7 protein-coding genes are annotated in these 13,872 nt (G+C 69.7%); all 7 read left to right on the top strand.

Annotation, left to right across the window (positions count from 1 at the left end; all coding sequences use genetic code 11):
- Nucleotides 1–80: 80 nt before the first annotated feature.
- Complete coding sequence (locus IPK65_00710; GenBank protein ID MBK8161704.1) at nt 81–1,346, top strand: hypothetical protein; 1,266 nt, start codon at nt 81–83, stop codon at nt 1,344–1,346.
- Between the two features lie 166 nt (nt 1,347–1,512).
- The gene (locus IPK65_00715) at nt 1,513–2,823 is read left to right on the top strand and encodes a class I SAM-dependent methyltransferase (protein ID MBK8161705.1); all 1,311 of its coding nucleotides are present in this window, start codon (nt 1,513–1,515) and stop codon (nt 2,821–2,823) included.
- Between the two features lie 86 nt (nt 2,824–2,909).
- On the top strand, nt 2,910–3,584 hold the full coding sequence (locus IPK65_00720; protein MBK8161706.1) for a tetratricopeptide repeat protein: 675 nt from the start codon (nt 2,910–2,912) through the stop codon (nt 3,582–3,584).
- The gene (locus tag IPK65_00725; GenBank protein MBK8161707.1) at nt 3,532–4,968 is read left to right on the top strand and encodes a glycosyltransferase; all 1,437 of its coding nucleotides are present in this window, start codon (nt 3,532–3,534) and stop codon (nt 4,966–4,968) included. The genes IPK65_00720 and IPK65_00725 overlap by 53 nt, the downstream gene beginning before the upstream one ends.
- Nucleotides 4,969–5,246: 278 nt before the next feature.
- Nucleotides 5,247–7,193 (top strand): tetratricopeptide repeat protein, encoded by a 1,947-nt coding sequence (locus tag IPK65_00730; GenBank protein MBK8161708.1) that lies wholly within the window; start codon nt 5,247–5,249, stop codon nt 7,191–7,193.
- Nucleotides 7,169–9,265: a tetratricopeptide repeat protein gene (locus IPK65_00735; GenBank protein MBK8161709.1), complete on the top strand. Its 2,097-nt coding sequence runs from the start codon at nt 7,169–7,171 to the stop codon at nt 9,263–9,265. The genes IPK65_00730 and IPK65_00735 overlap by 25 nt, the downstream gene beginning before the upstream one ends.
- Nucleotides 9,262–13,566 (top strand): tetratricopeptide repeat protein, encoded by a 4,305-nt coding sequence (locus tag IPK65_00740; GenBank protein ID MBK8161710.1) that lies wholly within the window; start codon nt 9,262–9,264, stop codon nt 13,564–13,566. Before IPK65_00735 ends, IPK65_00740 begins: the two co-directional genes overlap by 4 nt.
- The last annotated feature ends 306 nt before the right edge of the window (nt 13,567–13,872 follow it).

The raw sequence follows: 13,872 nt of genomic DNA on the forward strand, positions 1-13,872 counted from the left end.
AAACCGCAGAACCTGCCGCAGGTTACTGCGCCCGCCGGCGGGGCGGGACCTGAGGCCGTCCACAAAATGATGAGCTCAACGTGAAACGCGGACACCACGATATCAAGCGGCACCTGCCCGTCGCGATCCTCGCCTCCGCGGGTCTTTGCGCCTGCGGCGGCGCGGTCAGCAACCTCGGCAACGTATCCCCGGAAGGGCTGGGGGCCACCACCGGCAAGGGGCTGTTCCGCGACAGCAACGTCGCCGGCCTGGAGTACCGCTCGGGAGAGACCGTCGGGGTGACACCGTTCGAGGACAACCTGACGCTGACCGGCGAATTCACCTACGAGGTCGGCGCCGGCATCACCTTCTTCCTCGGCGGCGTCACCCTCGGCACCGCGGCGGGCGAGTCGGTCATGACCCCCGTCCATATCGTCGCGAACGGCAGCAATACCAGCAACACGCAGGTGCAGAACATTGCCCGCTTCCTGCAGATGCTCGACAACGACGGGGATCCCGACGACGGGATCGTCATCACCGAGGCGGTGCGCACCGTGGCCCAGAGCTGGCCGCAGGTCAACTTCCTGGCCGCCGATCTCGAGGCCGAGCTCGCCAGCATCATCTCGGACGTCGCCAGCGTCGACGAGCGGCTCCCCGTCCTGCCCGATGCCCTGACCGCGAAGGCCCACCTTGACGCGACGCTGACCTGCAGCTATTCGGGCGGCTTCGGCGGGGATTTCCAGGACACCACCGGCGTGGTCGGCCGTTTCGGCTTCCTGGTCAACGGCCGGACGGGCATCCTCTCCGGCCACATCTACCGGGTGGGCGGCACGGTGGTCAATCCGATCGCGGGCACGACGCCGCTCCGGTTCGACGGACAGAACCTCGACGGGATCTCGGTCGCCGGCAGGACCCCGGAGGGAGACGAATTCACCTTCCAGTACACGACCCTCAACCAGGTCGACGGCAACTGGCAGAACACCAACACCAGCCAGCAGGGGACCTTCTCCGGGGTTCGGATCAACGTGGCCCAGACCCCCATCTACCTGTTCAACGGCACCTTCGACGGCGACGATAACGGCATCATGTCCTTCGGCATCCTGCGGGACTCCGCCGGCGACCTCAACAGCATCAACGGCGAGATGTACAAGGCCACCATCGACGAGCTCACGAATTTCAACGGCCGCGTCATCGGGCAGGAGGACGCGGCGATCCGCACCATGGACGTCACCGCGGGCGACGTCAAGAATTTCGTCGGGAACATCGACTTCAACTCGCTCACCGTCACCGGCACCTGGACCCAGAACATCAGCGCCACCCAGGTACAGACCGGGACCTACACCGCGACCGGATGCCGGCTCAACTAGCCGGCGCATCCCGGCCCGCCGCGCATATCAACAGCGGGAGTTGACCGCGTGATCCCGCCTCGCATACCCTGAGTTCGACGATCACGACCTGACGGTACGTCACCTTCACGTTCCGCCGCGACGCGTTGCCCGCGGCGGATCCCTTGAGCAAGCGGAAGCAGGCGCCATGGCGGTTTCGACCACAGCGGATCCCGTTGCAAGCCAGTACGAACGCTGGATCTACCCCCGGCCCGTCGAGGACCTCTCGGCCCCGGAAGAACGCGACCTGCGCGCGGGCTGCGATCCCGCGCGGCTGAGCGCCGCCTACTGGCCGGATCGCCGGCCCCGCACTGCCATGAAGATCCTGGTCGCCGGCTGCGGCGCCAATCTGGCGGCGCGCTACGCCTTCCATTACCCGGAATCCCGCGTGGTCGGAATCGACATCAGCACGGCGAGCCTGGCGCACGAACGCCATCTCCGGGAGAAGCACGCCCTGGGCAACCTGGAGCTGCACCTGGGCCGCCTGGAGGAGGTGACGCGCCTGGGTGAAGGTTTCGATTTCATCGACACCAGCGGCGTACCGCACCAACTGCCGGATCCGGTGCAGGGGCTGCGCGCCCTTGGCCAGGTGCTGGAACCCGACGGCGTGATATTCGTGATGCTCTACGCGAAGTACGGACGCACCGGCGTCTACATGCTGCAGGACCTCTTCCGCATGATGGGGCTGGGGCAGGGCGAGCAGGACCTCGAGGTCGTCAAGGCCTGCCTGTCCACCCTCAAGCCCGACCACCAGATCCAGCGCTATCTGCGCCAGTCGAACGATGTCGACTACGACGCGGGACTGGTGGACACCTTCCTGCACCGCCAGGATATCCCGTTCACGGTGCAGGACTGCCTGCGCCTGACGGAGGACGCCGGCCTCGCGTTCCAGGGCTGGATGGAGAATTTCTTCTATTACCCCGAGGCGCAGGTCCCCCGCGACGCACCGTTCTATGCACACCTCGACGCCCTGCCCGAGCGCCTGCGCTGGCAGGCCATGGAGCTGATGCACGGATTTGTCTCGCAGCATGCCTTCTTCGTATGCCGCACCGACCGGGACCCGGCCACATACCGGATCGGGTTCGAAGCGGACGCGTTCATGCAGTACGTCCCCGTACCGCGCTGGGACCTTGCCGTCCGGGAGGCCCCCGGGGGACTGCTCGTGCTGGAACGCGCGCCCTATCCGCCGCTGCCGCTGACGCGCCCGCAGTCGCTGATCCTGCGCCAGGCGGACGGGCAACGGTCGATCGAGGACTGCGTGCGGCAGGCGGGATTCAAGGACCCGCCCGAGGTCGTCCGGCGCTTCTGCCGCGCCCTGTTCCAGGACCTGTGGCGCCTCGGCCTCTACCATTACCGCCTGCCCCGGACCGGCGCCGATGACCCGTCCCCGCGCGCGGAGCAGATGGACTGGAACGCCCTGATCGAGGGCGAGCCCTTCACCTCCCTCCCCGGACAGTAGCCGCCCGGCACACCCCGCGCCGCGGCAGGCTCGCGGTCGCCTCCCCGCATCCCGTACCATTGGCGAGAAACACCGCCGGATTTCACATGAATGCCATCGGCCGCAACGACCCCTGCCCCTGCGGCAGCGGCAGAAAATACAAGACATGCTGCCTTGCGCGGGGCATCGATCCGGCCGAGGCCGCCTATAACCTCGGCGTGGACGCCTGCGGCGCGGGAAGGCTCGACGAGGCTGCGGCCTGTTTCCGACGGGCGCTCGCCCTGCGACCGGATCTCGCGGAGGCGCACAACAATCTCGGCCTGATCCACCTGAGCCAGGACCGGCTGGAGGAATCCGCCCGGGCCTTCCGGGCGGCACTCGCCGCGCGGCCCGATTACGACAAGGCATGCTTCAATCTGGCGGGTATCGCGCTGCGGCAGGGGGACCTGCCCGCCGCGATCGAGGCTTACCAGAGGGTTCTGGCACGCACCCCGGAGGATGCCGACGCGCAGCACCAGCTCGGCAAGGCACTGCTGCGCTCGGGCAGGGTGGACGAATCGGCCGCCTGTTTCGCGCGGGCGCTGGCCCTCAGGCCCGGCTTCCCCGACGCACTGATCAACCTCGCCAACGCGCGTATCAATCAGGGCCGGTTCGAGGACGCCGTGCACTGTTGCGAACAGGCCATCGCGCTCAAGCCGGAGTCCGCCGAGGCGGAACTCACACTGGGCATTGCCAGCTACCGGCTGGGGCGACTGGACGAGAGCGGGGAGGCGTGCCTGTGAACGGGCGATCGAGCTCCGGCCGGAGTACGCCGAGGCCTACGTCAACCTGGCCAACAGCTGCAACCGGCCCGGCGGACTGGATCAGGCGGCAGCGGCCATACGCCGGGCTCTGGAGCTGGAGCCCGATTTCGCGGCGGCGCACAGCGCCCTGCTGGTGACCCTGCAATACATGGGCGACGTGACCCCGGAGCAGTCCTTCGCCGAGCATCGCCGTTTCGCGGCGCGGTTCGAGGCGCCGCTCAAATCCGGCTGGCGGCCGCATCGGAATGCACGCGATCCGGAGCGCCGCCTGAAGATCGGCTACCTCTCGCCCGATTTCCGCCGTCACTCGGTGGCCTGGTTCATCGAGCCGGTGCTCACCGCGCATGACAGGACGCGGGTCGAGATTTTCGGCTATTACAACCATCACCGGCAGGATGAGGTGACCGCGCGCCTGGCCGCTTCGGCGGACCACTGGCGACCCTGCCATGATCTCGGAGATGTGCAACTGGCCGAGCGTATCCGGGCCGACGGGATCGATATCCTGGTCGATCTCGCCGGACACACCAACGAGAACCGCCTGCCCGCACTCGCGCGCAAGCCCGCCCCGGTACAGGTCACCTGGCTCGGTTATCCGGCCACGACCGGGCTCGACGCCGTGGACTACCGGCTATGCACAAACGACACCGATCCGCCGGGACAGGAGGCCTGGCACAGCGAAGTCCTCTACCGCCTGCCGCGCAGCCTGTGGTGCTATCGTCCGCCCGCGGAACGGCCGGCCACCACGCCCGCCGCGCGCGCGGCCCGGCGCGACGCCATCACCTTCGGGTCGCTGAACAACCCGGCCAAAATCACACCGGAACGCATTGCCCTGTGGGCGGAGATCCTGCGCGCCGTCCCGGGTTCACGCCTGGTCATGACCAACATCTTGGCAGGCCCGGTGAGCGAGGACATCCGCGCACTTTTCACCGGGTGCGGCATCGCGGCGGAACGGCTGCGCTTCCCCGGCCGTCTGCCGGCATCCGGCTACTGGAAGTTGCTTGAAGAGATCGATATCGCGCTGGATCCCTTTCCCTACACTGGTACAACGACCACTTGCGAGACGCTGTGGACGGGCGTCCCGGTGGTGACCCAGGCAGGCACAAGCTCGGCCGCGCGCGCGGGCTACGCGCTGCTGAAGGCGGTCGGGCTGGAAACGCTGGCCGCCGCCAGCGACGTGGAATATGTGCGCATCGCCACCGGGCTCGCACAGGACACCGCGCGCCTCGATGCCCTGCGCGCGGAACTGCCCGCGCGCTTCGCCGCATCGCCGCTGCGCGACGAGGCGGGATTCACCCGCGACCTCGAGGCCGCGTACCGGGACATGTGGCACAGGTGGTGCCGCGCGGGGACGCCGGGGAGTTAGCCGCGGGGCACGACGCGCGGCCGGGACGGCGTCCGGCTGTGCTAAAATTCCGGCAATGCGCGCGCCGCCGGCGGGACACGCGGCCACGCACCGCGAGTCCCGGCATGCAACGGCGTGGCGCCCTCCCCCAGCGGCGCGGCCCAAGGCAGCACGGGTGCGCCGACAACCCGAACGATTGCCCCGGGACCGGACACCGGCACATGGAGGATTCCCCCGCCATGGCGGCCGCGTCTGGCGGAGGTCCCGGCATGTTAGCCCTGCGATGAAGCTGACCGACAGTGAACGCCCCTAAGCGCAACGACCCCTGCCCCTGCGGCAGCGGCAAAAAATACAAGAAATGCTGCCTCGCGGGGTCATCCGTGACTGCGGAAGAACTCTATAACCGCGGCGTGACCCTGGGCTCCAGGGGCGAACTGGACGAGGCGATGCGCTGCTACGCGCAGGCGCTGGAACTCCGCCCCGACCTCGCCGAGGCGCACAACAACCTCGGCATGATCCATCTGAGCCGCGCCCGGCTGGACGAGGCGGCGCGCTGCTTCCGCCAGGCACTCGCGCAGCGGCCCGGCTATGCCAGTGCCCTGTTCAACCTGGCGGGCATCCGGCTGCGTCAGGGCGAGTACAGCGAGGCGATCGCCTCCTGCCAGGACCTGCTCGCGCGCAACCCGGCGGACATCGAGGCGCGCATCCAGCTCGGCCTGGCGCACGGCGGCCGCGGGGCGCTGGATGACGCGGTCGCCTGCTTTGAGCAGGCGCTGGCGCTCAAGCCCGACTCCGCCCGGGCCTGGGAGAACCTCGGCACCGCCCGCCTCCGGCAGAACCGCACCGAGGCCGCGATCGACTGTTTCCAGAAGGCCCTCGCGCTGAAGCCGGACTCCGCCGAGGCGCTGCACAACCTGGGCCGCGCCCGCCTCGGCCAGGGCCGGATCGAGGAGGCGGCCGGCTGTTTTCAGGCCACCCTGGCCGTCAGCCCCGATCATGCCTATGTCTACAGCAACTGGCTCATGACCCAGCTCTACCGGGCGGAGACCACGCCGGCGCAACTGCTGGAGCAGCATCGCGGCTACGCCGAACGCTTCGAGGCGCCGCTCCGGGCGCACTGGCCGCGCCATGCGAATACGCGCGACCCGAACCGCCGCCTGCGGGTCGGCTACGTGTCGCCGGACCTGCGCCGGCATTCGGTGGCCTCCTTCATCGAGCCGGTGCTCGCGCGTCACGACAAGTCCGCGCTGGAGGTCTTCGCCTACTACAGCCACAGCCAGCAGGACGAGGTGTCCGCGCGCCTGCAGGCCTGCGTGGACCACTGGGTGCCGTGCCTGAATCTGTCGGACGAACAGCTCGCCGGGCGCATCAGCAAAGACGGCATCGACATCCTGGTGGACCTCGCCGGCCACACGGCCGGCAACCGCCTGCCGGCCTTCGCGCGCAAGCCGGCGCCGGTGCAGGTCAGCTATCTGGGCTATCCGGCCACCACCGGGCTCGCCGCGATGGACTACCGCCTGTGCAGCGCGGACACCGACCCGCCCGGACAGGAGGCCTTCCACACCGAGACCCTCTATCGACTGCCGCGCACGCTGTGGTGCTACCGGCCGCCCGGTCCGCGGCCGCCCGCCGGGCACGACGCCGCCGCACGCAGCAGCAACGTCACCTTCGGCTCGATGAACAACCTGCCCAAGGTCTCGCCGCAGGCACTGGAGCTGTGGACGCACATCCTGAACACGGCGCCGGACGCGCGCCTGGTCATGACGCGCGTCGCGGACGGCACGGCGCACGCCGAACTCGAGGCGCGGCTGGCCGCCAGGGGGATCGCGCCCGCGCGGCTGGGACTGCACGGCCGCCTCGCCGAGGGGGACTACCAGGCGCTGCTGCGCGGGATCGACATCGCGCTCGATCCGTTTCCGTACACCGGCACCACCACCACCTGCGAGACCCTGTGGACGGGCATCCCGGTCGTGACCCTCATCGGGCAGACCTCCGTCGCACGCTCCGGTTACGCCCTGCTGAAGACTGTCGGGCTCGAGGAACTGGCGGCGGCGGACACGGAGGACTATGTCCGCCTCGCCGTCGAACTCGCGCACGACCCCGACCGCCTCGCCCGCCTGCGCCGCGAGCTGCCCGCGCGCTTCGACGCCTCCCCCCTGCGCGACGAGGCCGCCTTCACCCGCGACCTCGAGGCCGCCTACCGCGACATGTGGCAGCGCTGGTGCGCCGCCGGGGCCGGCGCATGAACCTCGAGGCGGCCCTCCAGCTCGCCCTGCAGCACCAGCAGGCCGGCCGCCTCCCGCAGGCCCAGGCCCTCTATCAGCAGATCCTGCACGAACATCCGGAGCAGCCCCAGGCCCTGCACCTCCTCGGCCTCCTCGCCCGTTCCGCCGGCCGCCCCGACCTCGCGGCCGACCTCCTCGGCAAGGCCGTCCGGGCCGAGCCAGGACTCCCCGACCACCACTACAAGCTCGGCATCACCCGCGCCATGCAGGAGGACCTCGACGCCGCCGCCGGACACTTCCGCCAGGCGCTGGCCCTGCAGCCGCACAACGTCCCGGCCCGCTACAACCTCGGCCTCGCGCTCTACAAGCTGGACCGCCTGGAGGACGCCGCCGCCGTGTTCCGGGACGTGTGTGCGCGCGCACCCCGGCTCCCGGAGGCGCACCTCATGCTCGGCCTCGCGCTGCACCGGCTCGCCCGACCGGAGCCGGCCGAGGACGCCTTCAAACAGGCCCTCCGGCTGCGGCCCGACTATGCCGAGGCCCACAACAACCTCGCCAACCTCTACCTCGACCAGAACCGGCTCGAACCCGCCGAGCAGGCCGCCCGTGCGGCGATCGCCCTCCTCCCCGGCTTCGCCGTCGCCCACTACAACCTCGGACTCGCCTGCCTCCGCCTCGGCCGCCTCGACTGCGCCCTCGACTCCTTCCAGGATGCCCTCCGCCTCAATCCCGATTATGCCGATGCCTGCATCAACCTCGGTGTCACCCTGACGTACCTGGGCCGGGGCCGGGAGGCGCTCGAGCGCTTTGAAACCGGGGTCCGCCTCGCACCCGGCCATGCCGCCGGACACAGCGCGCGGCTGTTTTCGATGCTCTATCTCGCGACGACGACGCCGGCGGGGATGCTGGCCGCGCAGCGGCAGTTCGCCGCGCAGTGCGAGGCGCCGCTCAGGCACAGCTGGCGTGCGCATGAAAACACCTGCGACAGCGGGCGCCGGCTCAAGGTGGGCTACGTGTCCGCGGACTTCCGCCGCCATTCGGTGGCGCATTTCATCGAACCGGTCCTGGCCGGTCACGACAGATCGCACTACGAAGTCTACTGCTACTACAATCACACGGTGCGAGACGACACGACGGCCCGCATCGCGGCCTGCGCGGACCACTGGATACCGTGCAGGGGGCTGTCCGACCAGGAACTGTCCGGGCGCATCCGCCGGGACGGCATCGATATCCTGGTGGACCTGGCGGGCCACTCCGTGGACAACCGCCTGATGGCCTTCGCGCGCCGGCCGGCGCCGGTGCAGGTGACCTGGCTCGGGTCCCCGGCGACCACCGGGCTCGACGCCATGGATTACCGCCTGTGCACCGCGGACACCGACCCGCCCGGACAGGAGGCCTTCCACAGCGAGGCGCTCTATCGCCTGCCGCGCACGCTGTGGTGTTATCGTCCGGCGCAGCAGAGGACGGCCGTCACCGGCGCCGCCCGCCCCGCGGCGGGGACGGGCGCGGTCACCTTCGGTTCGCTCAACAACATCGCCAAGGTATCAGAGGAATCCATGGCCGCATGGATGGAGATCCTGCGCGCGCTGCCCGCGGCACGCCTGGTGATGACCCAGGTCCCGACCGGCGCCGCGCGACACGCGATCAGCGCGCGTTTTACCGCCGGCGGTGTCGCGTCGCAGCGGCTCGAGCTGCACGGAAAGCTGCCCGGGGCGCAGTACTTCAATCTCATCGAGGGGATCGACATCGCGCTCGATCCGTTTCCATACACCGGCACCACCACCACCTGCGAGACCCTGTGGACGGGCATCCCGGTCGTGACCCTCATCGGGCAGACCTCCGTCGCACGCTCCGGTTACGCCCTGCTGAAGACCGTCGGGCTCGAGGAACTGGCGGCGGCGGACACGGAGGACTATGTCCGCCTCGCCGTCGAACTCGCGCACGACCCCGACCGCCTCGCGCGCCTGCGCCGCGAGCTGCCGGCGCGCTTCGACGCCTCCCCCCTGCGCGACGAGGCCGCCTTCACCCGCGACCTCGAGGCCGCCTACCGCGACATGTGGCAGCGCTGGTGCGCCGCCGGGGCCGGCGCATGACGGCCGCACCGCCCATGCTGCGCCTGCTGCAGCAGGGCCAGGTGAATTTCACGCAAGGCGCGTACGATGCCGCCGCCGCCTGTTACAGGGAAGCGCTCACCCTCGACCCGAAGTCGGCCGCGGCACATTACAACCTCGGGCTCACGCTCTACAGGCTGGACCGGCTGGATGAGGCCGTGAACTGTTTCGACCGTGCGATCGCCCTGCAGCCGGACACTGCCGAGGCGCAGATGATGAAGGGCCTCGGCCTCTACCGGATGGGACGTCTGGAAGACGCCGCCGCCAGCACGCGACGCGCCATCGAACTGAACCCCGCCGCAGCAGAGCCGTATAACAATCTCGCCGTCATCTGCACCGGGCAGGGCCGCTACGACGAGGCCGCCGCGAGCGCGCGGCGCGCCCTGGCGTTGAAGCCGGATCATCCCGAGGCACTCGGCAGCCTGGCCACCGCCTGCCTGTACCTGGGCCGGCCGGAAGAGGCGGCGGACCACTGCCGCAAGGCGCTCGCCCTCAAGCCCGGATCGGTCGCCGCGCACGTCACGCTCGGCCTGGCCTGCTACAAACTGGGACGCTGGGACGAGGCGCGCGCCGTGTTTCAACAGGCGATCGCGCTGCAGCCGGACTCCGCGGAGGCCTATGCGAACCTGGGCATGATCGCCATGCACCAGGGCGCGCTCGACGAGGCGCTGGACTGCTGCCGTCGGGCGATCGCCCTCAAACCCCGGCATGCCGCCGCGCACTACAACCTCGGCCTGGTCTGTTTCAGGCAGGGCCGGCCCGCGGAGGCCGCGCGCAGCTTCGATGCGAGCATCGCCATCGATCCGGATGCGGCCGCCACGCACAGCGCCAGGCTGTATTCCACCCTCTATGTGGAGGGTGTCCCCGCGGCGGAATCCCTCGCCGCGCACCGGGCATTCGCCGCGCGCTTCGAGGCGCCGCTCAGGCCGCACTGGCGCGCCCACGCCAATCCGCGCGACCCGGAACGCCGGCTGCGCATCGGCTACGTCTCGCCCGACTTCCGCCGCCACTCGATCGCCGACTTCTTCGAACCCGTCATGGGCGCGCACGACCGTGCCGGTTTCGAGATCTGCTGCTATTACAACAACAGCGAGCGCGACGCGGTCACCGGGCGCCTGCAGGGCGCGGCGGATCGCTGGCTGGACTGCGCCGACCTGACGGACGATGAACTCGCCGGGCGCATCCGCGCGGACGGCATCGACATCCTGGTGGATCTCGCCGGGCATACGCGCAACGGACGCCTGCCGGCCTTCGCGCACCGGCCGGCGCCGGTGCAGGTGACGTACCTCGGCTACCCCGCCACCACCGGGCTCGACGCGATGGACTACCGCCTGTGCACCCTCGCTACCGATCCGCCCGGACAGGAGGCCTTCCACAGCGAGGCGCTCTACCGCCTGCCGCGCACGCTGTGGTGCTACCGGCCGCCGGCCGGACGCGCACCCGCTGCGGGCACTCCCGCACTGCGGAACGGCCAGGTCACCTTCGGCTCGATGAACCTCTACCCCAAGATCTCGCCCGCGGCCTTCGCCGCCTGGATGGATATCCTGCGGGCCGTCCCCGGGTCGCGCCTCGTCATGACCAGCGTGCCGCAGGGTTCCGTGCGCGCGGCGCTGGCGGAGCGCGTCGCCGCACACGGCATCGAGGCGGGACGCGTGGTCGCGCATGACAAGCTGCCGGAGCCCGACTTCCACCGCCTGCTGTCGGGCATCGACATCGCGCTCGATCCGTTCCCGTACACCGGCACCACCACCACCTGCGAGACCCTGTGGACGGGCATCCCGGTCGTGACCCTCATCGGGCAGACCTCCGTCGCACGTTCCGGTTACGCCCTGCTGAAGACTGTCGGGCTCGAGGAACTGGCGGCGGCGGACACGGAGGACTATGTCCGCCTCGCCGTCGAACTCGCGCACGACCCCGAACGCCTCGCCCGCCTGCGCCGCGAGCTGCCCGCGCGCTTCGACGCCTCCCCCCTGCGCGATGAGGCCGCCTTTACCCGCGACCTCGAGGCCGCCTACCGCGACATGTGGCGCCGCTGGTGTGCGAGTGCGGGCGAACACGTGCCGGAGACCCGCCGGACGGATCCGGCGCCGTCGTCCTCACCGGATGCCCGGCAGCGCGCCGAACACGCATTGCAACAAGGGCATGACAGCTACCTGCAGGGCCGGCTCGACGATGCCGCCGGATTCTTCCGCGCGACGCTCGCATTGCAGCCGGATCACGCCGAGGCGCGCCGCAAGCTCGGCAACGTCTGCTTCGCACAGAACCGGATGGATGAGGCCGTTGACTGCTACCGACTGGCGCTGGCCGTCGATCCCGCGCTGATGGCGGCGCATTTCAATCTCGGCCGCGCATATGCGAGACAGGGCCTCCTCGAGGAAGCCGCCGCCAGTTATCGCGCCGCGCTCGCACTCCAGCCGGACCTTGCCGAGGCGCACCAGGCACTCGGGATCGCCTTGCACACACTGGGGAGGGTGCGGGAGTCCGCGGAGAGCTACCGGAAGGCCATCACGCTCAGGCCGGACTACGCCGAGGCCTACAGCAATCTTGCCCAGGCCTGTCACGACATGGGACAGATGGACGAAGCCCTGCAATGCTGCGAGAAGACGGTTGCCCTCAAACCGGAATTCGCTCCCGCGTACTACAACCTGGCCCTGGTTCAGTTCAGGATGCGCCGGCTGGACGAGGCGATCGCCAGTTATCAGACGGCCATCAGGCTGAAGCCGGACTTTGCCGAAGCCTATTCCAATCTTGGCCATGCCTGCATTGAACTGGACAGGCTGGACGAGGCCCTGCAATGCTGTCAGAAGTCCATCGCCATCGAACCGGGATTCGCGCCTGCCCGCAACAACCTGGGCCTGGCCTTTTTCCGGATGCGCAGGGTGGACGAGGCGATCAGCCAGTTCAAGTCCGCCATCACGCTCGATCCCGGTTATGTCGAGGCGTGTTACAACCTTGGCGTGGCGCTGACCAATGCAGGACTGCAGGAAGAGGCAATGCAGTGGTTCACCAAAGCCCTGGCGCTGAATCCGGATTCACCGGAGGCACACGGCACGAGACTGTTTTCGATGCACTACCTCGCCACGATCACCGCGCGGGAGTCCTGCGCCGCGCACCGCGAGTTCGCCGCACGCTGCGAGGCGCCGCTCAGGCCGCACTGGCGGCCGCATACCAACACCCGCGAGCCCGCCCGCCGGCTGCGCATCGGTTACGTCTCCGCGGATTTCCTCGGCCACCCGGTGGCCTACTTCATCGAGCCTGCGATCGCCCGGCACGACCGCTCGCAGCTTGAGGTATTCTGCTATTTCAACAGCGTCAGGCACGATGCCTGGACTGAACGCCTGCAGGCCGCGGCGGATCACTGGCTGGACTGCGCGAACCTCACCGATGATCAGCTCGCCGGGCGCATCAGCAAAGACGGCATCGACATCCTGGTCGATCTTGCCGGACACACGCGCAGCGGGCGCCTGCTCACCTTCGCGCGCAAGCCGGCGCCGGTGCAGGTGACGTATCTCGGCTATCCCGCCACCACGGGACTGGATGCCATGGATTACCGCCTGTGCACCCTCGATACCGATCCGCCCGGACAGGAGGCCTTCCACAGCGAGGCGCTCTATCGGCTGCCGCGCACGCTGTGGTGCTACCGGCCGCTCGCCGGGCGCACGCCCGGCATGTCCTCACACACCGCGCGGAACGGTCATGTCACCTTCGGCTCCTTCAACAACTTCGCCAAGGTCTCGCCCGAGTGCATCGCCTGCTGGGCCGCGATCCTGAGTGCCGTGCCCGGCGCGCGCCTCGTCATGACCAGCGTGCCCGAAGGCTCGGCGCGCACGCGGCTCGCGCAGCGCTTCGCCGCGCAGGGTATCGAGGCCGCGCGCCTGCATCTGCACGACAAGCTGCCCGTACAGGACTACTGGCAGCTGCTGCGCGGGATCGACATCGCGCTGGACCCGTTCCCGTACACCGGCACCACCACCACCTGCGAGACCCTGTGGACGGGCATCCCGGTCGTGACCCTCATCGGGCAGACCTCCGTCGCGCGTTCCGGTTACGCCCTGCTGAAGACCGTCGGGCTCGAGGAACTGGCGGCGGCGGACACGGAGGGCTATGTCCGCCTCGCCGTCGAACTCGCGCACGACCCCGACCGCCTCGCGCGCCTGCGCCGCGAGCTGCCGGCGCGCTTCGACGCCTCCCCCCTGCGCGACGAGGCCGCCTTCACCCGCGACCTCGAGGCCGCCTACCGCGACATGTGGCAGCGCTGGTGCGCCGCCGGGGCCGGCGCATGAACCTCGAGGCGGCCCCTCCAGCTGGCCCTGCAGCACCAGCAGGCCGGCCGCCTCCCGCAGGCCCAGGCCCTCTATCAGCAGATCCTGCACGAACATCCGGAGCAGCCCCAGGCCCTGCACCTCCTCGGCCTCCTCGCCCGTTCCGCCGGCCGCCCCGACCTCGCGGCCGACCTCCTCGGCAAGGCCGTCCGGGCCGAGCCCGGACTCCCCGACCACCACTACGAGCTCGGCGTCACCCGCGCCATGCAGGAGGACCTCGACGCCGCCGCCGGACACTTCCGCCAGGCGCTGGCCCTGCAGCCGCAC

The organism is Gammaproteobacteria bacterium (genome assembly GCA_016712635.1).
Taxonomy (GTDB): Bacteria; Pseudomonadota; Gammaproteobacteria; order SZUA-140; family SZUA-140; genus JADJWH01.

Bases quoted from the DNA above. Each gene is read 5' to 3' on its own strand.
- IPK65_00715 (MBK8161705.1), top strand. From the start codon at position 1,513: ATGGCGGTTTCGACCACAGCGGATCCCGTTGCAAGCCAGTACGAACGC.
- IPK65_00720 (MBK8161706.1), top strand. From the start codon at position 2,910: ATGAATGCCATCGGCCGCAACGACCCCTGCCCCTGCGGCAGCGGCAGA.
- IPK65_00740 (MBK8161710.1), top strand. From the start codon at position 9,262: ATGACGGCCGCACCGCCCATGCTGCGCCTGCTGCAGCAGGGCCAGGTG.